Here is a 23,660-nt window from a genome sequence, read left to right as displayed (position 1 = left end):
ATCGACGAAACCCTGAACCGCGAAGCTGCCGCCGCCGGCGCGGCGCCGATCGACGTCGACGATTGCTGGAACCGGATCGGCACGAGCGGCGACCGCTCGTGCGAGCGGCTCGCCGCGTGCCTGCGCTGCCTGAACTGCCCGGTCTACGCAAACCATGCTGCGCGCTTGCTGGAGCGTCCGCTCGACGCGGCCGAGATGGCCGACGGCGCGCGGCGGCTCGGCGCGCACGACGCAGCCCGCATGCATCGCGACGACGATACGCGCCATGCGGCGCTGGCGTTTCGCGTCGCGGACGAATGGCTGGCGCTGCCGATCGGCGCGTTGCGCGAGATCGTCGGGACGCGCCCGATTCATTCGCTGCCGCATCGCCGCCATTCGGCGGTGCGCGGCGTGGTGAACATTCGCGGCACGCTGCGCATCGCGATCTCGCTCGGCGCGCTGCTCGGCCTGGACGCCGGCAAGACCCGCGCGCGCGGCGCCGACGGCGGCTTCACGCGCTTGCTGGTGGCCGCGCACCGCGGCGAGCCGGTGGTGTTTCCGGTGGACGAAGTCGAGGGCGTGCTGCGCTTCGATGCATCCGAATGGGTGCCCGTGCCGGCGACGGTCGGCCGCGCGGGCGCCGGCCTGTCGCGCGGCGTGCTGTCGTGGCGCGGCAAGTCGGTGGGGCTGCTCGACGACGACCGGCTGTTCGACGCGGTCACGCGGAGCATGCGATGAGCGGCGATGACGATCTGAGCCATCTGTCGTTGCTCGAACTCTATCGCGAGGAGACGCGCACGCAGACGCAGGCGCTGTCCGAGCGTCTGCTCGTGCTGGAAGCGCGCGAACCCGACGCCGCCGCGCTCGACGCATGCATGCGCGCCGCGCATTCGCTGAAGGGCGCCGCGCGCATCGTCGGCGTGCCGCCTGGCGTCGATATCGCCGGGCGGATGGAGGAATGCTTCGTCGCCGCGCAGGCCGGCGCGATCGCGCTGAGTGCGGCGCACGTCGACGTGCTGCTCGCCGGCGTCGACCTGCTGCTGCGCGTCGCCGATCCGGACGCGCCGCCCGTGTCGGCCGCCGAGATCGACGCGTTCGCGCTGGCGCTGACGAGTGCCGATGCCGCGCAGGCGGTGCCGGTGGCGGCGGACGTACCCGCATCGGCATCGGCTTCGGCACCGGTGTCAGCGCCGACGTCAGCCGCGCCGCAGCGCGGGTATGACGGCGCGGTGAACGAACCAGTGGACGCTGGCGCGGCGACGCCGCCCCATGCAGCGCAGCCATACGTAGCGCAGCCGTACGCAACTCCGGCGCGTGCAACGCCGCTGCACGCCGAGCAGCCGTACGCAATGCCACCGTATGCAGCGGCGCCACACTCAACGCAGCCGCACGCCGCGCAGCTGAACGCAACGCCACCGTACGAAGCGGCGCCGCATGCAACGCAGCCGTACGCAACTCCGGCGCATGCAATGCAGCCGCACGCCGAGCAGCCGTACGCAACGCCACCGTACGCAGCTGCGCCGCACGCAACGCCACCGCCCGCGACCGATCCCCCACACGCCGCCCAGGCGGCTGCCACCGCCACCGCCGCAATGCGCCGCGTCCGCGCCGATACGCTGAACCGGCTGCTGAGCCTGTCCGGCGAGTCGCTCGTCGAATCGCGCTGGCTCAAGCCGTTCGCCGAATCGATGCTGCGCGTGAAGCGCGCGCAACGCGACGCGGCCCGCTCGCTCGATCTGCTGTACGAACGCTTCGCCGACGATCTCGACGCGGGCGCGCTCGCGTCGATGAACGAAGTGCGTCACATGCTGAACGATCTGCAGCGCGCGCTCGCCGAGCGCATGGACGAATTCGACCGCTTCGAGCGGCGCAGCACGCACATCGCCGAGCAGCTGTACGACGAGGCGCTGCAATGCCGGATGCGGCCGTTCGGCGATGCGACGCGCGCGTATCCGCGCATCGTGCGCGACCTCGCGCGCTCGCTCGGCAAGCAGGTACGCTTCTCGATCGTCGGCGAGGGCACGCAGGTCGACCGCGACATCCTCGATCTGCTCGACGCGCCGCTCGGCCACCTGCTGCGCAACGCGATCGACCACGGCGTCGAGCCGCCCGACGTGCGCCGCGCGCGCGGCAAGCCGGCCGACGCGCGCGTGACGCTCGAGGCGCGGCACAGCGCCGGCTCGCTGCTCGTCAGCGTGATCGACGACGGGCCGGGCGTCGACCTCGACGCGCTGCGCGCGGCCGTCGTGCGCCAGCGCCTCACCGACGACGAGACGGCCGCGCGGCTGTCCGACGCCGAGCTGCTCGAATTCCTGCTGCTGCCCGGCTTCTCGATGCGCGACGCGGTGACGGACGTGTCCGGCCGCGGCGTCGGCCTCGACGCGGTGCAGGAGATGGTGCGCGGCGTGCGCGGCGCCGTGCGGATCTTCAACGAACCGGGCGTCGGCATGCGCTTCGTGCTGCAGCTGCCGCTCACGCTGTCGGTGATCCGCAGCCTGCTCGTCGAAGTCGGCGGCGAGCCGTATGCGTTTCCGCTCGCGCACGTGCGCCGCACGCTCGAACTGGCGCACGACGACATCGACGTGCTCGAGGGCCAGCCGCATTTTCCGTTCGACGGGCGGCGCGCGGGCCTCGTCGCCGCGCATCAGCTGCTCGATGCGGGCGCCTCCGACGCCGCGCGGGCGACTACGGCGGTCGTGGTGGTCGGCGGCGAGCCCGAGCTGTACGGCGTCGCGGTCGACCGCTTCCTCGGCGAACGGATGCTGGTCGTGCAGCCGCTCGACAGCCGCCTGCACAAGATCCAGAACATCGCGGCCGGCGCGCTGCTCGAGAACGGCGACCCGGTGCTGATCGTCGACGTCGAGGATTTGATCCGCTCGGTCGACAAGCTCGTGCGCGGCGGCCAGCTCGCGACGCTGTCGCGCGATCCGCAGCGCGCGCTCGGCGAGCGGCGGCGTCGCGTGCTCGTCGTCGACGATTCGCTGACGGTGCGCGAGCTCGAGCGCAAGCTGCTCGAGAAGCGCGGCTACGACGTGACCGTCGCGGTGGACGGGATGGACGGCTGGAACGCGGTGCGCAGCGACGCGTTCGACCTCGTCGTCACCGACGTCGACATGCCGCGCATGGACGGCATCGAGCTCGTCATGCTGATCAAGGGCGACCCGGCGCTCAAGCGCGTGCCCGTGATGATCGTCTCGTACAAGGATCGCGACGAGGATCGCCGGCGCGGGCTCGACGCCGGCGCCGACTACTACCTTGCCAAGAGCAGCTTCCACGACGAGGCGCTGCTCGACGCGGTGCACGACCTGATCGGAGACGCGCGCGGATGAACATCGGCATCGTCAACGATCTGCCGCTGGCCGTCGAGGCGCTGCGCCGGGTGATCGCCTCGCGCACCGAACATCGCGTGCTGTGGGTCGCGACCGACGGCGACGAAGCGGTGGACTTCTGCATCGCGCAGCCGCCCGATCTCGTGCTGATGGATCTCGTGATGCCGAAGCTCGACGGCGTCGCCGCGACGCGGCAGATCATGGCGCGTGCGCCGTGCGCGATCCTGATCGTGACCGCGGACGTCAGCGCGAACACGTCGTCGGTCTACGAGGCGATGGGTGCGGGCGCCCTCGATGCGGTCGACACGCCGACGCTCGCGCTCGGCCTGCCGTCGGACGCCGCGCCGCAGCCGCTGCTCGCGAAGATCGACCAGATCGGCCGCCTGCTCGAAAGCCGCGCGGCGCCGCTCGCGCCGTGCGCGCGGATGCCGGCGTGCGGCCAGCCGACGCTCGTCGCGATCGGCGCGTCCGCCGGCGGGCCGACCGCGCTCACCGCGCTGCTGCGCGCGTTGCCGGCCGATTTCCCGGCCGCGCTGGTGATCGTGCAGCACGTCGATCAGGCGTTCGCGGTCGGCATGGCGGAGTGGCTCGACGGCCACACGCGGCTGCCCGTGCGCATCGCGCGGCAGGGCGGCGTGCCGCGTGCGGGCGAGGTGCTGCTGGCCGCCACCAACGATCACCTGAGCCTGTCGCCGCGCGGCGTGCTCGGCTATACGCGGCACCCGGTCGACACGCCGTACCGGCCGTCGATCGACGTGTTCTTCACCAGCGTCGCCGACGGCTGGCGGGGCGACGCGCTCGGCGTGCTGCTGACGGGCATGGGGCGCGACGGCGCGCTGGGGTTGAAGGCGATGCGCGCGAAGGGCTGCTACACGATCGCGCAGGACGAGGCGACCAGTGCGGTGTACGGGATGCCGAAGGCCGCCGCGGCGATCGGCGCGGCTGCGGCGATCCTGCCGCTCGAGCGCATCGCGCCGCGGCTCATCTCGCGCGTGATGCGCCGCTCGCCCGACTGAGAGAGCGCCGGCGCGGCCGGCCGCGCTGCTGGTCATGCTGCTGGTCATGCTGCTGGTCATGCTGGCGGCCGCGTCGCGCATCGCGTACAATCGCCGGCTGCGGAGATGGCATGCCTCCCTGCGGTCGATCACGGCGCGTTGCGCGCGCGAGTCGGCCCTCAACCGCCGGTGAGCCCGGCTGATGATGCCTGCGTGTTCCTGGGTCGTCAGGAGGTCGCAGGCCGTCCATTGCGGCATTCTGCCGCCCAGGTTTTGATGTTCCGTCGAATCTGGAAATCATGTTTTTCTCGACCTCTGCCGATTTCTTCGCGACCGTGCGCTACGTGTGCCGCTGGCTCGCCCTGTCGGCCCTGCTCGGCATCCTGGCCGGCACGGCTTCCGCATTCTTCCTGATCGCGCTCGACTGGGCGACCGGCACGCGCATCGCGCATCCGTGGCTGTTGTGGGGGCTGCCGGCCGCCGGCTTCGCGACCGGCTGGGTCTACCACCGTTTCGGCCAGTCGGTCGCGCGCGGCAACAACCTGCTGATCGACGAAATCCACGATCCGAAGGCGCTCGTGCCGAAGCGGATGGGGCCGCTCGTGCTGGCCGCGACCGTCGTCACGCATCTGTTCGGCGGTTCGGCCGGCCGCGAGGGCACGGCCGTGCAGATGGGCGGCGCGCTCGCCGACCGCGTCACGCAGTTGTTCCGGCTCGACCGCGAGCATCGGCGCGTGCTGCTGATGGGCGGTATCGCGGCCGGTTTCTCGTCGGTGTTCGGCACGCCGCTGGCCGGCGCGGTGTTCGGGCTCGAGGTGCTGGCGATCGGCCGGCTGCGCTACGACGCGCTGCTGACCTGCGTCGCGTCGTCGATCGTCGCCGACGTCGTGTGCCGCGCGTGGGGCGTGCATCACACCGTCTATGCGATCGCGTCGGTGCCGGCGGTGTCGGCGACCGGGCTGGCCGCGACGGTCGTCGCCGGCGTCGCGTTCGGCGTGGTCGGCCGGCTGTTCGCGTTCGCGACGCATGCGCTGACCGCCTGGTTCCGGCGCGTGGTGCGCTACGCGCCGCTGCAGCCGGTGCTCGGCGGCGCGATGGTGGCCGTCGCGGCCACCGTGCTGAACGTGCCGCAATACCTGGGCCTCGGGATTCCGACGATCGAGGCCGCGTTCCACGGGCCGCTGCCGGCGTACGATTTCGCGGGCAAGTTCGCGTTCACCGTGGTGACGCTCGCGTCCGGGTTCAAGGGCGGCGAAGTGACGCCGCTGTTCTACATCGGCGCGACGCTCGGCAACGCGCTCGGCCAGGTGCTCGCGCTGCCGGTGCCGGTGCTCGCGGGGCTCGGCTTCGTCGCGGTGTTCGCCGGCGCGGCCAACACGCCGATCGCGTCGACCATCATGGCGATCGAGCTGTTCGGCGCGGATCTCGGCGTGTATGCGATCGTCGCGTGCGTGGTCGCGTATCTGTTCTCGGGACACGCGGGCATTTACCGCGCGCAGCGCATCGCGGTGGGCAAGGGCGCGCAGGTCGAGATCGACTGACGTCGGCGCGGCGGGCGGCCGGCCGTCAGGTGTCGACGCGATGCCGCCGCCGACGCTCGCCGGGGCGGCCGCGCGCGTTACGGCTTCGGCAGCTTCGCGACGTTGCGCGCGAGCAGTTCCTCGATATCGACGCCCTTGTCGGCCAGCAGCGTCGTGACGATGCCGGTCAGCTCGCCGAGCGTCTCCTGGACCGATTCGCGGATCGTGTCCACCACGACCTGGGTGCTGCGCTCGATCTCGATGTTGACCTTGGCGCCGACGCCCTTCGCATCGAAGGTGGTCGCGCGGCGCGTTTCGGGAATCAGCCACACTTCGAACCAGCCTGCGGCGCGGTCGACGTCGGCCACGGTCAGGCTGCAGCCGTTGATCGCGATATAGCCCTTCGCGAACACGTAGCGCTTGAACTCGGCCGGCACGCCGATGCGGATCATCCGGTTGTGTTCGGACGCCGCGATGTGCAGGACCGTGCCCGTGAAGTCGACGTGGCCGGACAGCGGATGCCCGCCGATTTCCGCGCCGTCCTTCGCGGCCCGCTCGACGTTCACGCGCGCGCCGGTCGCCAGCTCGGCCAGCGTGGTGATCCGCAGGCTCGGCAGCATCACGTCGAAGTCGATCAGCGTCGGCGAATGGATCGTCGTCACCGTCAGGCACACCCCGTCGACCGACACGCTGGCGCCGATCTCGATGTCGGCGGTGAAGCGTTCCGGGAATTCGATGCTGAACGTCCTCAGCTCGCCGTGGTCCTCGATGGCCTTGATGACGCCAACACCCTGAACAATGCCTGTAAACATGATCTGCCTTTCGTCGCGAATTGCCTGGTCCGTATGATAAGTGATCGCGGGAACCCGCATCGCGAGCAGGGTCGGCGGCGCGGCCCGCGCGCGCGGACCGCCGCCGCGCCGTCGGGCCGCTGACCGGCCTGCCCGCGTTACACGGCCGCCCGGTGCTCCGGCGACTCGGCGCCGTCGCCGAGCGTGCGCGGCGGCGCATCGATCAGGCCCTTCGCGAGCTCCAGCGCCTGCCGCTCGAACAGCCGGCGATAGACGCCGCCGTGGATACGGATCAGCGTATCGTGGTCGCCTTCCTCGATCACCTTGCCGCGCTCGAGCACGAGCAGCCGGTCGAGCGCGCGGACTGTCGACAGCCGGTGCGCGACCACGAGCGTCGTGCGCCCCACCATCAAGCGCTCCATCGCCTGCTGGATCAGCACTTCGCTTTCGCTGTCGAGGCTCGACGTCGCTTCGTCGAGGATCAGGACCGGCGCATCGGCGAGGAAGGCCCGCGCGATCGCGACGCGCTGCCGTTCGCCGCCCGACAGCTTGATCCCGCGTTCGCCGACGAGCGTGTCATAGCCGTCCGGCAGCGCGTCGATGAAATCGTGCGCGCTGGCCAGCCGCGCGGCGCGTTCGATCTCCGCGCGGCTCGCGTCGGGACGCGCATACGCGATGTTCTCCGCGAGCGTGCGGTGAAACAGCACCGGCTCCTGCTGGACGATCGCGATCTGGCTGCGCAGCGACTCCTGCTGCACCTGCGCGATGTCCTGCCCGTCGATCGTGATGCGCCCGCCCGACACGTCGTAGAGCCGCTGGATCAGCTTGATGAACGTCGTCTTGCCCGAGCCCGAATGGCCGACGAGCCCCACGCGCTCGCCGGGCGCGATGCGCATCGAGAAGTCGTCGTAGAGCGACACCGGATGGTTGCCGTAGCGGAACGTCACGTGCTCGAAGCGAATCTCGCCGCGCGTGATGCGGATCGCGGGCGCGCCGGGGCGATCCTCGATGCCGAGCGGCTGGCGCTCGAGCGCGACGAGTTCTTCCATGTCGTTGACCGAGCGCTGCAGGTTGCGGATGTGCATGCCGACGTCGCGCAGATAGCCCTGCAGCATGAAGAACATCGTCAGCGAGAACGCGATGTCGCCGACGCTCGCCTCGTCGTTCGCCCACAGCCGCAGCGCGACGCCGATCATCGCCGCCTGCATCGCGACCAGCATCGCGCCTTGCAGCCCGCCGTTGAGCGTGCCGCGCACCCACGTGCGGCGCGTGCGCTGCCGCCACTTGCCGATCACGCGCGCGAGGCGTGCTTCCTCGCGCGTTTCCGCGCCGAACGCCTTGACGACGGTGTTGCAGCTGATCGCGTCCGCGAGCGCGCCGCCCATGCGCGTGTCCCACATGTTGCCGAGCCGCGCGGCCGGCGCGACGATCCCGAGCGACACGGCCACCGTCACCGCGATATACAGCAGCGAACCCGCGCCGACGACGAAGCCCATCACCGGCCAGTGCGTGCCGAGCAGCACGGTTGCGCCGGCCAGCATCATCACCGACGGCAGCAGCGCGATCAGCACGGTGTCGTTCAGCAGGTCGAGCGCCCAGATCCCGCGCGTGATCTTGCGCACGGTCGAGCCGGCGAAGCTGTTCGCGTGCCAGTCGGTGGAGAAGCGCTGCACGCGATGGAACGACGCGGCGGCGATCTCGCTCATCATTTTCAGCGTCAGCGTGATGATGTTCAGGTAGACGCCTTGGCGCAGCAGCGTCGCGCCGATGCCAAGGCCGGCCAGCGTGCCGAACGCCGTGATGGCCGAACGCCATGCGGCGGTGCGCTCGGTCATGCCGCTCGACAGTGCATCGACGAGGCGGCCGGCGAACAGCGGCGTGAGGACGTCGGCGAGCGCGCCGAGCAGCGCCAGCGCCGCGATCGCGGCGATGCGTACCGGCTGCCGGCGCCAGTAGCGGAACGTGAAGCCGAAGACGGCCCGGAATGCGTGGCCGCCCGAATGGGTGGTTTTTCTGGTCATGTATCGTTGCCCGGCGCGTCGCGCGTCGGGACTTTCCGGTTCGGAGAACGTCGAAAACGCGACAGCCGACCCGCGCGCACGGCGCGGATGAAACGAACAACGGGCTGTCGGGAAAATGCGCGGACCGGCGGGTGAGCGGACCCGGAAGCCGGCGCGTGCGACGCGCAGGATCAGCGGCGTCGCGAGACCACGTTCGGGAAGGCTGCTGGCATTCGTGACATCTGCACCTCCCTGTAGCGAACGGTTGAAATGAAGAAAAAAGGACGCCGAAAAAGCGTGGATCGATTCTAGCAGCAGTGTTCGGCTCGCCGCAATGTCTGACGAATGCGCGTTGCGGCGTCGATACGCGCGGCATGCGGCGCGTCGGAGGCTTCGATACGTTTCGGTACGTATCGGCCCCGTTTCGTGCGCGGCGCTGTGCTGCGCTGCGCGGAGCGCGGGGCCGCATCGATTAAACTTTGCGGTTGCGCCGGCTGCTGCGGCCCGGCCGATTCACCCCGATACATTCCTGAGGAAACGATGAGCGACGTTCAGCAAGGCATTCTGGCTCCGATCGATGCGGCGGCCCGATACCTCACTTTCACGATTTCCAGCAACGTCAATGTCGCGGCGGCGCTGCGGGCATTGCGCGAGCTCGTCGACGGACGCGGCGCGGTCGCCGGCTTCGGCCATGCGCTGGCCGCGCATCTCGGGCGCCCGGTGCCGGGCCTGACCGAATATCCGGCGTTCGCGGTGAACGACCGCACGCTGCCCGTCACGCCCGCCGACGTGTGGGTGTGGCTGCGCGGCGACGATCGCGGCGAGCTGGTGCTGCGCACGCGCGCGATCGAGCGTGCGCTCGCGCCGGCCTTCGCGCTGCAGGACGTGGTCGACGGCTTCCGCTATTCGGGCGATCGCGACCTGTCGGGATATGAGGACGGCACCGAGAATCCGACCGGCGACGACGCGCTGGCCGCGGCCGTCGTGGCCGGGCAGGGCGCGGGCCTGGACGGCTCGAGCTTCGTCGCGGTTCAGCAATGGCTGCACGACTTCGACCGGATGGAGCGCATCGCGTCGGGCGACATGGATCACATCGTCGGCCGCCGCCGCTCGGACAACGAGGAGATCGACGACGCGCCCGCGTTTGCGCACGTGAAGCGCACCGCGCAGGAGAGCTTCGAACCGGAAGCGTTCATGTTGCGCCGCTCGTCGCCGTGGGCGGATGCGCGGCGCGCCGGGCTCTACTTCGTTGCGTTCGGCTGTTCGTTGCGCGCGTTCGACGTGCAGATGCGCCGGATGTGCGGCGCGGACGATGGCATCGTCGACGGCCTGTTCCGCTTCACGCAGCCGCTGACGGGCGCGTACTTCTGGTGTCCGCCGGTGAAGGACGGCAAGCTGGACCTGTCGGCGCTCGGGCTGTAAGCAGCGCGGTAGCAGCGGAGTGAACGGGCGGGCCGCGCATCTTGCGCGGGCCGCCCGTTTTTTGATGGCGCGCGTTCGCGTGGCGGGCGGCGTGGAGGTGTTGGGGGCGCGGCCGTGCGCTGCGTGGCAGGGCATGTTGGCTCCGTTCAGCTCAGCCCGGCCCGGCGCGCGTCAGTTCAGCGTCGTTTCGATGCGCGTGCCGCGTTTCACGAACTGCGTGACCGGCGTCTTCTCGCAGATCTCGGCGAGGCGCGCGCGCTGCGCGTCGTCGAGCGGGCCGTCGAGCGTCACGACGCGGCGCACGTATTGCTGTCCTTCGCGATCCGCATGCAGCTCGGTGCGCACGTCGATGCGCGCGGCCGGCCACGTCTTGCGCTGCATGTACATGCGCAGCGTCGCGGCCGTGCATTGCGCGAGGCCGGCCAGCACCAGTTCGAACGGCGCCGGCCCCACGCCCTGGCCGCCTTCGCGCGGCGCCTCGTCGCCGGTCAGCGCATGCGTGCCGGCTTGCAACTGGACGACGTAGTCAGGGGCGTCGGCGGCGAGCGTGGCGGCAGCGTGGATGAGCGACATGGCGAGTCTCCCAAGATCGGGATGGGAACGGCCGCGACGCGGCGCGGCAAAGGGCTCGTCAGCATACCGTCTCAGCCGACATCGCGTGCGCAGCGTGCTGCGGGGAGAGCGGGTCGCGATCGCCGGGGGCGTCGAGTGCTGTGGGCGTATCGGGACATCGAGCACATCGGAGACATCGGAGACATCGGAGACATCGGAGACATCGGAGACATCGGAGACATCGGAGGCGTCGGAGACATCGGAGGCGTCGGAGGCGTCGAGCACATCGACCGCATCAGCGTATCAAGCACATCAACCGCATCGAGCACACCGGACACATCAAAAGCACTGACCGCGTCAACCGCCCAAGCAGCGCCACGCAGCGCCACGCACCGCTACACAGCACCCCCCGCAATTTCCCGCACCAACCCCGCGACCCGCGCGCGCACCCACTGATGCGCCCGGTCGGTCTCGCGCGATTCGTGCCAGTACGCGAGCAGCGGAAACGGCTTGAGCCGCAGCGGCAGCGGCTGCACCGCGATCGGCAGCATGGTCGCGATGCGCAGCGCATACGTGCGCGGCAGCGTCAGCAGCAGGTCGCCGGCCGCCGCGATCTGGCACGCGGCGAAGTAGTGCTGGCAAATCAGCTGGATGTGACGGAAGCGCCCGTCGTTGCCGAGCAGCACGTCGAGCGATTGCGGCTCGCCGAGCGACGACACCGCGACGTGCCGCGCCGCGAAATAGTCGCTGCGCCGCAGCGGCCCGCGCATCAGCGGATGATCGTGCCGCATCGCGACGACGAGCGAGTCGTCGAGCAGATGCTCGGTCGCGATGCGCGGGCCGGTCTGCACGCGGCGATCGACGACTAGATCGAGATTGCCCGACGCGAGTTCGCGTTCGATCTCCGACAGCGCGACGCGGCGGCTCACGAACCGCAGGCCCGGCGCGTCGCTCGCGAACGCCGCGACGATTTGCGGCAGCGCGATCGATTCGAGCACGTCGCGAATGCCGATCGCGATGCTCAGCTCGAGCGTGGCCGGATCGAACGCCGACGGATCGCGGGCCGCGCGCTGCAGGCCCGCGACGTGCAGCTGCACGTCGGCGATGACCGCGCGCGTGCGTTCGGTCGGCACGACGCGGTTGCCCTGCCGCACGAACAGCGGATCGTCGAAATGCGCGCGCAACCGGTTCAGCGCGTGCGTGACGGCCGGCTGCGTCAGGTGCAACGCACGCGCGGCCGCGCCGATCCCGCCATGCACGTAGACGGCGTCGAGCACGCGGAACAGGTTCAGGTCGAGACGATGATCGGCGGGCAAGGACGAGCTCGGCGAAGAGGGCGGTGCAGCGATTCTAAAGGATGCGGCGGCAACCCAAGCGCACCCGCGCATGCGCCGGCCGGCCCGGCGGCGCGCCGTTTGCCGCGCCGTCACGCGGCACAGCCTGTATCAATCCGCCATCATGATGTCGCGGTCGGCCACCGGCGCGCGGGAATCGGATCGTTCGGCTACGATGCCGTCGCTTCATATTTCGAGATAGCCGTCCTGTCGCACGCATCCACACCAAATATAAGCCTGACAGTTCGACGGTATCGGCAGAAGTCGAAACAGTCCGGGGGCCTTGCCAGTGCAAGCAGCAGATCAGCGGTGCGTAGTTGTCTATTTGAGTACGGGGTTTTCGTTGGCGCAGGCCGCGCGTCTCGGCGAGGCTTTCAATCTGGCGAATCGCCTGCAGCCGCTCGGCGCGGATTATGAGGTGAAGTACGTGTCCGAAAGCGGCGGGTTGCTGCAGTCGTCGTCCGGCGTGAGGATCGCCGCCGACGCATTCGACGACGAGCACGGCCGCAGCGCGTATGCATTCCTGCATCTTCATGGCGAGCGCGTGACGATCAACTGGGACGCCGCCTTGCAGCAGCGCCTCGGCGACGTCCGTCGCCAGGCGCGCTGGATCGCCGACGCGGTCGATCTGCCGGGCCTCGCCGCGGCGCCGCCGCTCATGCACGCGGCGCGCGCGCAGGCGGCCGACGGCACGCGCCGGCCGGCCGCGACGATCGAGCCGCCGGCCGGCGCCGTCGACGTGTTCGCGGTCGTGCTCGACATGTTCCGCGCCGATCTCGGCGACGGCGCCGCGCAGCAGATTGCCGACAACTTCATGCGTCCGGTCGAGCAACGCTATACGCAGTCGATGTGGGCCTACCGCGAACTGAGCGCGAGCCCGTCGATCCGGATGTCCGCGCAACGGCTGCGCACGCTCAGCGCGAACCGCATCTCGATCGCCGACGTCGCGCGCACGGCCGCGATGAGCGAGCGCAATTTCCTGCGGCGCTTCAAGCGGGAAATCGGCGTGACGCCGACCGAGTTTGTGCAGCACGTGCGGCTCGAGCGCGCGTGCCACATGCTGGTCCATACGACGCTGCCCGCTGACAAGGTCGCGCGCCGCACCGGGTTCGGCAGCGGCGAGCGTCTGGCGAAACTGTTTCGTCAGCGGCTGCTGGTGTCGCCGACCGAATTCCGCATCGCGGAGCGCGAGCGGCTGCTGATCGACGGCGCGCAGCAGCCCGAGGCGCGCACCGCATCCCGGCCCGCGCCGGCGGCCGGCGACTGGGCCGGCCCGGCGGCGCGCGCACACCTGCGGTAAAAAGCGGGGGGTGACCGTAAAATGGCCGGATTGCCCAGCCGATCGCCCGTGTCCATGCCCTTGCTTCCCACCACCGCCACCGCCCCGTTCTGTCCGTCGGAAGTAAAGGGGAGCATCACGATCGACGCGCGCGCGTCGCGCTGGATGAAGTTCAAGCGCTTCTTCGGCCCGGGCCTGCTGGTGGCGATCGGCTACATGGACCCCGGCAACTGGGCCACCGACATCCAGGCCGGCTCGCAGTTCGGCTATTCGCTGCTGTGGGTCGTCGCGTTCTCGAGTCTCGCCGCGATCTTCCTGCAGATGCTGGCCGCGCGGCTCGGTCTGGTCGCCGGCAAGGATCTCGCGCAGGCGAGCTACGACCGTTATGGCCGCGTCGGCCGCCTCGTGCAGTGGCTGACCGCCGAGGTGTCGATCATCGCGTGCGACATCGCCGAAGTGCTCGGCTGCGCGCTCGCGTTCAAGCTGCTGCTCGGCGTGCCGCTCGCGTGGGGGATCGTGCTGACCGCGCTCGACACGATGATCGTCCTCGGACTGCAGGGCAAGGGCGTGCGCCAGATCGAGGCGATCGTGCTCGGGCTCATCTCGACGATGGCGTTCTGCTTCGTCGCGCAGGTCGCCATCACGCCGCCCGACTGGCATGCGGTCGCGAAGGGGCTGGTGCCGGGCAACCCCGGCCACGACAGCAAGGATGCGATCGTGCTCGCGCTCGGCATCGTCGGCGCGACGATCATGCCGCACAACCTCTATCTGCATTCGTCGGTCGTGCAGACGCGCCACGTGGTCGGCGGCGCGCGCGGGCTGATCCGCGACACGCTCGCGCTGGTGCGCATCGACACCTGCGTGTCGCTGTTCGTCGCGATGCTCGTCAACGCGGCGATCCTGATCGTCGCGGGCGCGGCGTTCCATGCGACCGGCCAGCACAACGTGACCGACATCGAGCAGGCCTACCGGCTGATCACGCCGATCGCGGGCGGCGCGGCCGCGCTGCTGTTCGGCATCGCGCTGCTGGCATCCGGGCAAAGCTCGACGCTCACCGGCACGATCGCCGGCCAGGTCATCATGGACGGCTTCCTGCACACGAAGATCCCGTGCTACCAGCGGCGTCTGATCACCCGCGGGCTCGCGCTGGTGCCCGCGTTGATCGGCGTGCTGTGGCTCGGCGACGGGTCGGTCGGGCAGCTGCTCGTATGGAGCCAGGTCGTGCTGAGCCTCCAGTTGCCGTTCGCGATGTGGCCGCTGATCCGCTCGGTCAGCGATCGCGGCACGATGGGCGAGCATGCGATCGGCCGCGGGATGCAGGCGCTCGCGTGGGCGCTGTTCGCCGTCATCGGCGGCACGAATCTGCTGCTGATCACCGGCGTCGCAAGCTGATACAGCCTGTCACAGGCTGAAACGGCCGCGCTGTGTGCATGCGTTAAACTGCGGCCTTTCGCTAGCCGTTCGACGTCCATCATGTGGAGTGAAATCAGCAACATCGGCGACGCCGCGCTGACCCTGCCGGTCGCGCTGACCTGCGCTATCTGGCTCGCACTGTCCGACTGGCGGCTCGCGGTGCGCTGGGTCGCGCTGCTCGCGGCCGGCATGAGCGTGGTCGGCGCGACCAAGATCCTCTATGCGGGGTGCGGCATCGAGATCCCGCAGTTCGATTTCCGCGTGATCAGCGGCCATACGATGCTGTCGACGTCGGTGTGGACGGTCGCGCTGGCGACGTTGTGGCAAGGGTTTCGCGCCGGCAAGGCGCCCGGCGTCGCGGCCGGGCTGGCCGTCGGCGCGGTGACGGCGATCGCGCGCGTGCTCGATCATTCGCATACCGTTCCGGAAGTCGTCGCCGGCTGGCTGCTCGGCGCGGCAGTCGCGCTGGCCTTTCTGCGCGCGTACGGCGACGCGCAACCGCGCGCGTTCTCGCCGCGCATCGCGGCCGTCAGCCTGCTGCTCGTGTCCAGCATCGCGTACGGGCACCGCGCGCCGTTCCAGCAGATGATCGACACCCATTCCCCGCAGTTCTGCGCTTTCGTGCGCGGCGCCGGCAACGGCGCCTGACGCGCGCGGCCGGCGCGGCGCGTCGGTCGCCGATGCCGCCGCGCGCGTGGCGCGGTCGCGCTGCAACGCCTGCTTCCTCCTCGCCTTGCCATTTCGTCGTCGACGGCCCGCGTGCGTGCGCCAGCGCCGTGCGCGGCGACCTGTCGCGCGCGCCGGCCAGGGGCGCGGCGCTCATCAATCCCGTCGATGACCGGGTATTACGAATATTCATTTCATCGATCGGCGGCGATCGCGTACGCTGGCGTTCGATCGAGCGGTGCCGGCAGCGACGGGCGGGCGCGTCGCTGCGGGCGGCGATGAGCTGTATCGGCAGGCGATCGCGTGCGGCATCAGCTTCACGCCGAGCGCCGCGTGCGCGTGAAATTCGGGCATCCCCGGCGCGGCCGGTTGCGCCGGACAGTTCGTCCGACGCCGCCACGCGGGCTCGCTATACTCGCACACCGCGCGAGCGCCGACAGGCGCGCGGCAGCCGCCGTCGCGGCCCATCACGATAGGAGCAGGTTCCATGACAGTCGTTTCTTCACGCCTCGCCGGCAAGCGTGCCTTCATCACGGGCGCCGCGGGCGGGCTCGGCCGCGCGATCGCGCGCCGGATGGTCGAGCAGGGCGCGCGCGTATTCCTGACCGACATCGCCGACGCCACGGCGCTCGATGCGTTCGCGGCCGAGCTGAACGCCGCGCACGCGGCGCCGGTCGCGTTCGCCGCGACGCAGGACGTGCGCGACGAGGCGCGCTGGCAGGCGCTGCTCGCGCAGGCCGACGAGGCGCTGGGCGGCCTGTCGGTGCTGGTCAACAACGCGGGCGTCGGATCGATCGGCGCGCCGACGCAGATCGCGCTCGACGAGTGGCGGCGCGTGATGGCGATCAACGTCGAGAGCATCGTGCTCGGCTGCAAGCACGCGCTGCCGTACCTCGGTGCGAGCGGCGCGGCGTCGATCATCAACATCTCGTCGGTGGCCGCGTTCAAGGTCGAGCCGGACTTCACCGCGTACAACGCGTCGAAGGCCGCGGTCGCGTCGCTGACGAAGTCGGTCGCGATCGATTGCGCGCGCCGCGAACTCGACGTGCGCTGCAACTCGATTCACCCGGCGTTCATTCGCACGGGCATCGTCGAGCCGCTGTTCCAGTCGCTCGGCGAGCGCGACGCGACGCGCAAGCTCGCACGCGGCATCCCGCTGCGCCGCCTCGGCGAGCCGGACGACGTCGCGCATGCGGCCGTCTATCTGGCGTCCGACGAGAGCCGCTTCATGACGGCCGCCGAGCTCGTGCTCGACGGCGGCATGTGCGCGGTGTGACGCGCACCGACCAACCATTACCGGAGGAGAACCTCGTGTCGACACTCGTGAACCGTCAGCTGCTGCTGAAGACGCGCCCCGAAGCGCGCGTCGGCCGCGAACATTTTTCGCTGGTCGAAACACCCGTCGCCGCGCTCGCCGACGGCGAAGTGCTGGTGCGCGTGCTGTATCTGTCGATGGACCCGACCAACCGCGTGTGGATGAGCGACGTGCCGCAATACCTGCCGCCGGTCGCGATCGGCGAGGTGATGCGCGCGCTCGGCATCGGCCGCGTGGTCGCGTCGCGCCATGCGGATTTCGCGGAAGGCGATCTGGTGCAGGGGCTCGTCGGCTGGCAGGACTATGCGCGCGTGCCGGCCGATCAGGCCGCGCAGCTCGTCAAGCTGCCCGCGCAGTCGGGCCTGCCGTTGCCGACGCTGCTCGGCGCGTGCGGGATGAGCGGCCTGACCGCGTACTACGGGCTGACCGAGATCGCGCCCGTGCAGCCGGGCGAAACGCTGGTGGTGTCGGCGGCGGCCGGATCGGTCGGCTCGATCGCCGGCCAGATCGGCAAGATCCACGGCGCGCGCGTCGTCGGCATTGCGGGCGGCGCGGACAAATGTCGCTACCTGACCGACACGCTCGGGTTCGACGCTGCCGTCGACTACAAGGCCGACGACTTCCGCGAGCAGTTGAAGGCCGCCACGCCGGACGGCGTGCACGTGAACTTCGAGAACGTCGGCGGCGACGTGATGCGCGCGGTGTTGTCGCGGATGGTGATCGGCGGCCGCGTCGCGCTGTGCGGCGTGATCTCGACCTACAACAGCGGGCGCGCGGCCGACGACGTCGGCGTGCTGATCTCCAAGCGGCTGACGATGCGCGGCTTCCTGATCCTCGACTACCGCAAGAGCCGCGAAGCGGTGCAGACGCTCGCCGGATGGCTGCGCGACGGCCGGCTCAAGGCCGAGGAAACCGTCGCCGACGGGCTCGAAAACGCGCCCGTCGTATTGAACCGGCTGTTCGACGGCGACCATCGCGGCAAGCTCGTGCTGCGCGTCGATCCGCAGGCGTGACGCGCAGCGTGCGTGCGTAACGGCGTCGTGTCAGCCGTTGCGCGGAACTTCGCTGCGGCTGCCGTGGGCGACGTTGGTGTGTTGGCGAACGAGGCGGCGTGACGTGCGCGTCACGCCGTTTTTTTTTCGACTTCGAGCGGGAAAGCGGGGGAGCCGGACGATCACGCACGTACGCCCGGCGTTATCGCTTGTGTCAGCGCTGCGCGCGTCGACCGGTGGCGCAGCCGGGCGCATCGTATCGGCTCGTATGGCCGAGCGGCGCCGACGACGGCTGCCGGCTCGCGACGACCGGCGCACCCCGCGTCATTCCCCTTGTTCGGCGCGTGCGTAGATGTCCCAGCTGGCCATGAACAGCGCGGCGACCAGCGGCCCGATCACGAAGCCGTTGATGCCGAACAGCGCCATCCCGCCGAGCGTCGAGATCAGCACGACCCAGTCGGGCATCTTCGTGTCCTTGCCGACGAGGATCGGGCGCAGCAGGTTGTCGACGAGACCGATCACGCCGACGCAGAACCCGACCAGGATCACGCATTTCCACACCGCGCCGGTCGCGAGGAAATAAAGCGCGGCCGGCACCCACACGAGGCTCGCGCCGATCGCCGGCAGCAGCGACAGGAACGCCATCAGCGCTCCCCACAGCACGACGCCCTCGATCCCGAGGATCCAGAAGATCAGCCCGCCGAGCGCGCCTTGCACCAGCGCGACCGCGATGTTGCCCTTGACGGTCGCGCGCACGACCGTGGTGAACTTCGCGAGCAGCAGGTTCTTGTGCTCCTCGTCGAGCGGCAGCGCGCGCCGCACGCGGCGGCCGATTTCACCGCCGTCGCGCAGCAGGAAGAACACCATGTACAGCATCACGCCGAAGCTGACGACGAACTGGAACGTGTTCTGGCCGATGCTGAGCGCCTGCGTGGCGGCGAACTGGCTGATCTGCGCGGCGCCATCGGTCAGCTTCTTCTGGATGCCGGGGACGTTGGTGAGCCCGTATTTCTGCAACAGATGCTGGATCGACGTCGGCAGCGCCTGAATGATGTCGTGCACGTACTTCGAATAGTTCGGCGGCGCGTCCTTCAGCTCCTGGTACACGTACGCGATTTCCTGCACGAGCGTCCCGGCGACGAACACGAGCGGCAGGATCACGATCAGGATGATCAGCGACAACGTGAGCAGCGCGGCGAGGTTGCGCCGCTTGCCGAAGCGCGCGGCGAGCCAGCGCTGCACCGGCTGGAACAGGATCGCGAGAATGGTGCCCCAGAACACCGCGCCGGAGAACGGCGCGAGGATCCAGCAGAGTCCGACGGTGACCGCGAACAGCAGGAAGTAGAAGAATTTTTGGTGATCGTGTCCGCTGTCCATGGATGGTTCGCGCAGATTGATGCCTGGTTTGATTGAATCTCGTTGCCTCGGGCGCGATCGGCTCGCGAACGTCACGGTTCACGGCGACGCGCACCGCACGGCGGCCCGGATCGCAGTATGCCCGCAAAGGGGGCCGCGTCATAGCCGCTGCGCGGCGCGCACACGAAAACGCCGCGGCACGGGCCGCGGCGTTGCTGGGCAGCGGGCGCGGCGGCGCCGCGCCGGAGCGTCAGATGTGGAGCCTGGTGATCTTGGTGCCGTTCACCGACAGGTCGCCCATCAGGCCGGCGTTCGTCAGTACCAGCACCTCGACCGGGGCGGTGGCCGTATTGGTGTCGACCGCGCCGTTCGCACCGACCTTCACGACCGCAACCGACGCATCGGCGCCGGCCGACCAGCCTTCCGACTTGCGGAACGTGTCGAGGGCATCCTGCGTCATGAACAGGAACACGATCGCCTTCGACTGCGCGCCGGCCTGCAGCCCGACCGACAGCGACGACGTGTTGTAGTAGCCGACGGTGCTGCCGCCGACGCGCAGCGCGCCGTTGCCGGACTGGCCGCCGACGATGAAGCCGGCCTGCAGCACGTTCGGGAACACCAGCACGCCGCGCGCCTTCGACACGAGATCGCGGGAGCCGGGCACCGTCGAATAGAGGCGCGACAGCGTCGCATTCACGCTCGCGTCGATCGACTCGCGTTTCGACGCGCTGGCCGAGGCGTTGTCGGGTCGGTCGGGGGTGGTCGTGCAACCGGCAAGGGCGAGGCTGCCGAGCATCACGGCGGTGGCGGCTTTCAGTGCGAGGGACTTCTGCATGGCGATTCTCCTTCGTTGTCGGGTTGAGGACGAGCGGGACGAGCGGCCCGGTTCAGCGGCGGGCAAGGAGCAGGCCTACGACGAATGCGAGGCCGCCGACGACGCCGGCCGTCTGCCACGGGTTGTCGTGGACGACCTGCGCCATGCGTTCGGCCGATTCGCGCAACCGGACGGCTGCGTTGCCCGACGCGTAGTCGAGCCTGCTGCGCGCTTCGTCGAGCCGCGCCTGGACGCGCTTGCGCAGCGCCGCGATATCGCCGTCGCCATCGTTCTTCAGCAGATCTTCGAGTTCGTCGACGAGGCTGCGCAGGTCGTCGGTGACGTCCTCGTGCAGGTCGCGAGCAGCCGAACGGGTGCTGCGTCCGACGCGCCGGCCGGTGCGTCGGAGCTCGGACAGCCCGCGGTCGAGCTTGTGTTCGATCGAGTCGGTGAGCGCCATGGTGTTTATCCTCCTTCGATTTGATTTACACGCCACTTTGAAGATAAGACGAAACCCAGCATCCAATGAGATTCATATCGTCCGCCTGAGTTTCGATACAAATTTTCAATTCGTCGGCGCGCTTCCCTGAGCGCCTTGCGCCACGCGGGCGGGACGGCGGTTAAAAAATGTCGCGATCGGTCGCGGCGGCGTAGCGGACGTGGGCGATGAAGCAAGCGTCCGGTAAATATGGCCCGCCGCGATGGATCCGGTAAATAGTGCCGTTGCACGCATGGTGCTGATGCAATTGCACTAATCGACGCTGATGCGTGCAGCAGGTTGTGTGCCTGCTGTTGGGGGGCCCGCTGTGCCACGGCCCGTGGCGCGTAACGCGTGGTCGCGCGCTGCCGTTCGTTGTGCAGGCGTGCGTAACGCGTCGCTCGTTGCGTGCCGGTTTTGTAATCCGGGCAAGGCCGGCGATGCAACGGCAGAATGCGCGCGCGGAGAGCGGGCTGGCCGGTGGGGCGTCGCACGGGCGGCGTGTCGAGTAGTGCGCATCACGTCGATCCGTTTGCCGCAGCAAAATCCGGACGCCAGCCACGCCGGTTGAAGGCAAAATCGCTTGCAGCGTGAGAAATCACCATTGGAGCCGCGCCGGTCGCCGCGCGCGGCAGCGGCTGCTACGCTTTGCATCCGCCGCGTCATTCCGGCCCGCGCGTTCAATACTGCGTACGGCCGCCACGGGAGAGCACGATGTCCTACATGCTGTTGATAGTCGAACCGACCGACCAGCGTGCCGAACGCACGCTCGAGGAAGGGCAGGCGCTATACGCGCGGATGGTGGAGTTCGCCGGCACGCTGCAAGCGCGCGGCGTGTTGCGCGGCGTCGAGTCGCTCGAGCGTTCCGAGCGCGCGACGCGTGTGCAGGTGCGCGACGGCGACACGCGCCTGATCGACGGCCCGTTCGCCGAGGCGAAGGAAATGATCGGCGGCTTCTTCCTCGTCGACGTCGACACGCGCGACGAAGCGATCGAGATCGCGCGCCAGTGCCCGGCCGCCCAATGGTGCACGGTCGAGGTACGCGCGGTAGGCCCGTGCTTCCTGTGACGAGCGCCGCGTCGGTATTTACCCTGATTCGGCGTGCAACACGTCGATCCGTCCGCGTGCGGCGCGTCGTAGGGTCAAGGCGCCGATGAACGGCTGCCTTTTCCACCGATGACAAGGAGCGAGCGATGCGATTCATGATCATGATCCGGGCGACCGCCGTGAGCGAGTCCGACGCGTTGCCGGACGACCGGCTGGTCGAGGCGATGACGGTCTATCACGAGGAACTGGCGAAGGCCGGCGTGCTGCTCGATGCGAACGGCCTGCGGCCGAGCGCGAGCGGCTGGCGTGTGCGGTACAGCGGCGGCAAGGGCACGGTGGTCGACGGCCCGTTCGCGGAAACGAAGGAACTGATCGCCGGCTACACGCTGATCCAGGTGCGTTCGCGCGACGAAGCGCTCGAGTGGACGCGGCGGTTTCCGGCGCCGTTCGGTGCGGAAATGGACTGCGAGATCGAGGTGCGTCCGCTGTTCGAACTCGACGACCTGACGCCGAGCGACGCGGTCGAACGGTTCCGCGAGTTGAACGTCGGCCACGGCCGCGGCGTTTGATTCCACGTCGTCGGGTGATCGCCATGGACGACATGACCTTCATCGCTTTGCCGGCGGCGCGGGGCGAACGCGTGGCGGCGTTCGATGGTGCGTTCGGTTGCGTGTCGGGCGCTGGGGGCTTGGGGGCTCCGAAGGCAGTGCTGACCATGAGGACTGCGAGGAGCGTGAGGACAGTGCCGACCGCATGGACCGTGAGGACCACGGCTACCCCGGCGACTACGGCGACTACGGCGACTACGGCGACTACGGCGACTACGGCGACTACGGCGACTACGGCGACTACGGCGACTACGGCGACTACGGCGACTACGGCGACTACGGCGACTACGGCGACTACGGCGACCACGGCGACCACGGCGGCCATCGCCACCATCGCGGCCATCGAGGCCATCGCGCCCCGGCCACCCACCCCCGCCCAGGGGCCCTCGGCGTGACCCGCGAGGCGACCGATCGTGCGATCGAGGCCGTGTGGCGAATCGAGGCGCCGAAGATCATCGCGCGCGCCGCGCGGGTGGTGCGCGACCTCGGCGTGGCCGAGGAACTCGCCCAGGACACGCTCGTCGCGGCGCTCGAGCACTGGCCGGTCGACGGCGTGCCCGACAATCCGGCCGCGTGGCTGATGACCGCCGTGAAGCGCCGTGCGCTCGACCGCGTGCGCCAGGAGTCGCTGCACGCGGCCAAGCGCGATCAGCTCGGTCACGAAATGGACGCGCTCGAAGCGCACGTCGTGCCGGACATCGCCGATGCGCTCGCCGACGCGCGCGCGGACGACATTGGCGACGACCTGCTGCGACTGATCTTCACGTCGTGCCATCCGGTGCTGTCGGCCGATGCGCGCGTCGCGCTGACCTTGCGGCTGCTCGGCGGGCTGACCACCGGCGAGATCGCGCGCGCGTTCCTGTCGCCGGAGCCGACGATCGCGCAGCGCATCGTGCGTGCGAAGCGCACGCTCGCGGCGGCGCGCGTGCCGTTCGAGGTGCCGGCCGCCGAGGCGCGGCCCGCGCGGCTCGCGTCGGTGCTCGAAGTGCTCTATCTGATCTTCAACGAAGGCCATGCGGCGACCGCCGGCGACGACTGGACGCGCCCCGCGCTGTGCGACGAGGCGTTGCGTCTCGGCCGCGTGCTGGCCGGGCTGATGCCCGATGAAAGCGAGGTGCTCGGGCTGCTCGCGCTGATGGAGTTGCAGGCGTCGCGCATGCACGCGCGCACCGATGCCGACGGGCGGCCCGTGCTGCTGCTCGATCAGGACCGCAGCCGCTGGGATCCGCTGCTGATCCGCCGCGGCCTCGCGGCGCTCGAGCGGGCGACGAAGCTCGGCGGTGTGCGCGGGCCGTATGCGCTGCAGGCCGCGTTGGCGGCCTGCCATGCGCGTGCGCACACCGCAGCGGACACCGACTGGGCGCAGATCGTCGCGCTGTACGACGCACTCGCCGAAGTCGCGCCTTCGCCGGTCGTCGCGCTCAATCGCGCGGTAGCGGTCGGGATGGCGTTCGGACCGGCCGCCGCACTGGAGCTCGTCGATGCGCTGCGCGACGACCCGGCGCTCGCACGCTATCACTGGCTGCCGAGCGTACGCGGCGACCTGCTCGCGAAGCTCGGCCGCGCCGACGAGGCGAAGGTCGAATTCCGGCGCGCCGCTGAGTTGACGCGCAATGCGCGTGAAAGGGAATTGCTGCTCGGACGCGCGGCGGATGCATGACTTGCGGTGGCGCGTGCCGCAGGTCGTGCACGCGGTTCCGCCGCGCATGGCTGCGGCCAGCGAGCAACAGCGGATGACAGGCGAAGCTGCGCGCGACATTCTGACGTTCC

Annotated in this window: 20 protein-coding genes and 1 riboswitch; of the genes, 13 read left to right on the top strand and 7 right to left on the bottom strand. The window is 69.8% G+C overall.

Features of this window, described 5'->3' with window-relative positions; genetic code table 11:
* The first annotated feature begins 12 nt into the window (after window positions 1-12).
* From AK36_RS07670 to AK36_RS07655, 4 genes are all read left to right on the top strand, one after another.
* On the top strand, window positions 13-717 hold the full coding sequence (locus tag AK36_RS07670; RefSeq protein WP_045578458.1) for a chemotaxis protein CheW: 705 nt from the start codon (window positions 13-15) through the stop codon (window positions 715-717).
* Window positions 714-3,308: a hybrid sensor histidine kinase/response regulator gene (locus AK36_RS07665; protein ID WP_045578199.1), complete on the top strand. Its 2,595-nt coding sequence runs from the start codon at window positions 714-716 to the stop codon at window positions 3,306-3,308. The genes AK36_RS07670 and AK36_RS07665 overlap by 4 nt, the downstream gene beginning before the upstream one ends.
* Window positions 3,305-4,324: a chemotaxis response regulator protein-glutamate methylesterase gene (gene cheB / locus AK36_RS07660; protein WP_014724595.1), complete on the top strand. Its 1,020-nt coding sequence runs from the start codon at window positions 3,305-3,307 to the stop codon at window positions 4,322-4,324. Before AK36_RS07665 ends, cheB begins: the two co-directional genes overlap by 4 nt.
* Window positions 4,325-4,416: 92 nt before the next feature.
* Window positions 4,417-4,522: riboswitch (Fluoride riboswitch) on the top strand.
* 80 nt (window positions 4,523-4,602) lie between these two features.
* Entirely contained in the window at window positions 4,603-5,844 is a 1,242-nt protein-coding gene (locus AK36_RS07655; protein ID WP_011881511.1) for a voltage-gated chloride channel family protein, read from the top strand.
* Window positions 5,845-5,921: 77 nt separating this feature from the next.
* On the opposite strand, the gene AK36_RS07650 is transcribed toward AK36_RS07655, so the two are convergent.
* Together AK36_RS07650 and AK36_RS07645 are read right to left on the bottom strand one after the other, a co-directional pair.
* Window positions 5,922-6,635: a riboflavin synthase gene (locus tag AK36_RS07650; protein ID WP_011881512.1), complete on the bottom strand. Its 714-nt coding sequence runs from the start codon at window positions 6,633-6,635 to the stop codon at window positions 5,922-5,924.
* Between the two features lie 137 nt (window positions 6,636-6,772).
* Complete coding sequence (locus AK36_RS07645; RefSeq protein ID WP_045578198.1) at window positions 6,773-8,635, bottom strand: ABC transporter ATP-binding protein; 1,863 nt, start codon at window positions 8,633-8,635, stop codon at window positions 6,773-6,775.
* A 519-nt stretch (window positions 8,636-9,154) separates the two neighbouring features.
* Between AK36_RS07645 and AK36_RS07640 the strand changes: the two genes are divergently transcribed.
* On the top strand, window positions 9,155-10,036 hold the full coding sequence (locus AK36_RS07640; RefSeq protein WP_045578197.1) for a Dyp-type peroxidase: 882 nt from the start codon (window positions 9,155-9,157) through the stop codon (window positions 10,034-10,036).
* A 171-nt stretch (window positions 10,037-10,207) separates the two neighbouring features.
* On the opposite strand, the gene AK36_RS07635 is transcribed toward AK36_RS07640, so the two are convergent.
* Window positions 10,208-10,609 carry an OsmC family protein gene (locus tag AK36_RS07635; RefSeq protein ID WP_014724598.1) on the bottom strand — a complete coding sequence of 134 codons (402 nt, stop codon included), beginning with the start codon at window positions 10,607-10,609 and terminating at the stop codon, window positions 10,208-10,210.
* A 374-nt stretch (window positions 10,610-10,983) separates the two neighbouring features.
* A complete protein-coding gene (locus AK36_RS07625; RefSeq protein WP_014724599.1) occupies window positions 10,984-11,904 on the bottom strand; it encodes a LysR family transcriptional regulator in 921 nt (306 codons plus the stop codon).
* Window positions 11,905-12,340: 436 nt separating this feature from the next.
* Between AK36_RS07625 and AK36_RS07620 the strand changes: the two genes are divergently transcribed.
* From AK36_RS07620 to AK36_RS07595, 5 genes are all read left to right on the top strand, one after another.
* A complete protein-coding gene (locus AK36_RS07620) occupies window positions 12,341-13,222 on the top strand; it encodes a helix-turn-helix domain-containing protein (RefSeq protein WP_224019868.1) in 882 nt (293 codons plus the stop codon).
* 54 nt (window positions 13,223-13,276) lie between these two features.
* On the top strand, window positions 13,277-14,593 hold the full coding sequence (locus AK36_RS07615) for an Nramp family divalent metal transporter (protein ID WP_034194958.1): 1,317 nt from the start codon (window positions 13,277-13,279) through the stop codon (window positions 14,591-14,593).
* 81 nt (window positions 14,594-14,674) lie between these two features.
* Window positions 14,675-15,262: a phosphatase PAP2 family protein gene (locus AK36_RS07610; protein ID WP_011881519.1), complete on the top strand. Its 588-nt coding sequence runs from the start codon at window positions 14,675-14,677 to the stop codon at window positions 15,260-15,262.
* Window positions 15,263-15,767: 505 nt separating this feature from the next.
* A complete protein-coding gene (locus tag AK36_RS07600) occupies window positions 15,768-16,556 on the top strand; it encodes an SDR family oxidoreductase (protein ID WP_014724604.1) in 789 nt (262 codons plus the stop codon).
* 35 nt (window positions 16,557-16,591) lie between these two features.
* On the top strand, window positions 16,592-17,608 hold the full coding sequence (locus AK36_RS07595; protein WP_045578457.1) for an NADP-dependent oxidoreductase: 1,017 nt from the start codon (window positions 16,592-16,594) through the stop codon (window positions 17,606-17,608).
* A gap of 303 nt (window positions 17,609-17,911) precedes the next feature.
* On the opposite strand, the gene AK36_RS07590 is transcribed toward AK36_RS07595, so the two are convergent.
* The 3 genes from AK36_RS07590 to AK36_RS07580 all read right to left on the bottom strand — a co-directional run bounded on the left by AK36_RS07590 (window position 17,912) and on the right by AK36_RS07580 (window position 20,217).
* On the bottom strand, window positions 17,912-18,964 hold the full coding sequence (locus AK36_RS07590; RefSeq protein ID WP_011881522.1) for an AI-2E family transporter: 1,053 nt from the start codon (window positions 18,962-18,964) through the stop codon (window positions 17,912-17,914).
* Window positions 18,965-19,193: 229 nt separating this feature from the next.
* The gene (locus tag AK36_RS07585; protein WP_034194961.1) at window positions 19,194-19,778 is read right to left on the bottom strand and encodes a BPSL1445 family SYLF domain-containing lipoprotein; all 585 of its coding nucleotides are present in this window, start codon (window positions 19,776-19,778) and stop codon (window positions 19,194-19,196) included.
* A gap of 52 nt (window positions 19,779-19,830) precedes the next feature.
* Window positions 19,831-20,217 (bottom strand): ElaB/YgaM/YqjD family protein, encoded by a 387-nt coding sequence (locus tag AK36_RS07580; RefSeq protein ID WP_045578195.1) that lies wholly within the window; start codon window positions 20,215-20,217, stop codon window positions 19,831-19,833.
* A 732-nt stretch (window positions 20,218-20,949) separates the two neighbouring features.
* Here AK36_RS07580 and AK36_RS07575 point away from each other — a divergent pair.
* The 3 genes from AK36_RS07575 to AK36_RS07565 all read left to right on the top strand — a co-directional run bounded on the left by AK36_RS07575 (window position 20,950) and on the right by AK36_RS07565 (window position 23,550).
* Window positions 20,950-21,303 (top strand): YciI family protein, encoded by a 354-nt coding sequence (locus AK36_RS07575; RefSeq protein WP_011881526.1) that lies wholly within the window; start codon window positions 20,950-20,952, stop codon window positions 21,301-21,303.
* A gap of 125 nt (window positions 21,304-21,428) precedes the next feature.
* Window positions 21,429-21,851, top strand: coding sequence for a YciI family protein (locus AK36_RS07570; RefSeq protein WP_011881527.1), 423 nt, complete (start codon window positions 21,429-21,431; stop codon window positions 21,849-21,851).
* A 430-nt stretch (window positions 21,852-22,281) separates the two neighbouring features.
* A complete protein-coding gene (locus tag AK36_RS07565) occupies window positions 22,282-23,550 on the top strand; it encodes an RNA polymerase sigma factor (protein WP_011881528.1) in 1,269 nt (422 codons plus the stop codon).
* The last annotated feature ends 110 nt before the right edge of the window (window positions 23,551-23,660 follow it).

The sequence above is a fragment of the Burkholderia vietnamiensis LMG 10929 genome (genome assembly GCF_000959445.1).
Lineage (GTDB): Bacteria > Pseudomonadota > Gammaproteobacteria > Burkholderiales > Burkholderiaceae > Burkholderia > Burkholderia vietnamiensis.
Note: the sequence above shows the minus strand (reverse complement) of the source record. Positions and strands in the feature narration are given on the sequence as shown.

Excerpts from the sequence above, each read along its gene's own strand:
- AK36_RS07580 (WP_045578195.1), bottom strand. The coding sequence starts at position 20,217 with ATGGCGCTCACCGACTCGATCGAACACAAGCTCGACCGCGGGCTGTCC.
- AK36_RS07650 (WP_011881512.1), bottom strand. The coding sequence starts at position 6,635 with ATGTTTACAGGCATTGTTCAGGGTGTTGGCGTCATCAAGGCCATCGAG.
- AK36_RS07610 (WP_011881519.1), top strand. The coding sequence starts at position 14,675 with ATGTGGAGTGAAATCAGCAACATCGGCGACGCCGCGCTGACCCTGCCG.
- AK36_RS07635 (WP_014724598.1), bottom strand. The coding sequence starts at position 10,609 with ATGTCGCTCATCCACGCTGCCGCCACGCTCGCCGCCGACGCCCCTGAC.
- AK36_RS07645 (WP_045578198.1), bottom strand. The coding sequence starts at position 8,635 with ATGACCAGAAAAACCACCCATTCGGGCGGCCACGCATTCCGGGCCGTC.
- AK36_RS07590 (WP_011881522.1), bottom strand. The coding sequence starts at position 18,964 with ATGGACAGCGGACACGATCACCAAAAATTCTTCTACTTCCTGCTGTTC.
- AK36_RS07585 (WP_034194961.1), bottom strand. The coding sequence starts at position 19,778 with ATGCAGAAGTCCCTCGCACTGAAAGCCGCCACCGCCGTGATGCTCGGC.
- AK36_RS07570 (WP_011881527.1), top strand. The coding sequence starts at position 21,429 with ATGCGATTCATGATCATGATCCGGGCGACCGCCGTGAGCGAGTCCGAC.
- AK36_RS07575 (WP_011881526.1), top strand. The coding sequence starts at position 20,950 with ATGTCCTACATGCTGTTGATAGTCGAACCGACCGACCAGCGTGCCGAA.
- AK36_RS07615 (WP_034194958.1), top strand. The coding sequence starts at position 13,277 with ATGCCCTTGCTTCCCACCACCGCCACCGCCCCGTTCTGTCCGTCGGAA.
- AK36_RS07640 (WP_045578197.1), top strand. The coding sequence starts at position 9,155 with ATGAGCGACGTTCAGCAAGGCATTCTGGCTCCGATCGATGCGGCGGCC.
- AK36_RS07665 (WP_045578199.1), top strand. The coding sequence starts at position 714 with ATGAGCGGCGATGACGATCTGAGCCATCTGTCGTTGCTCGAACTCTAT.
- AK36_RS07655 (WP_011881511.1), top strand. The coding sequence starts at position 4,603 with ATGTTTTTCTCGACCTCTGCCGATTTCTTCGCGACCGTGCGCTACGTG.
- AK36_RS07600 (WP_014724604.1), top strand. The coding sequence starts at position 15,768 with ATGACAGTCGTTTCTTCACGCCTCGCCGGCAAGCGTGCCTTCATCACG.
- cheB (WP_014724595.1), top strand. The coding sequence starts at position 3,305 with ATGAACATCGGCATCGTCAACGATCTGCCGCTGGCCGTCGAGGCGCTG.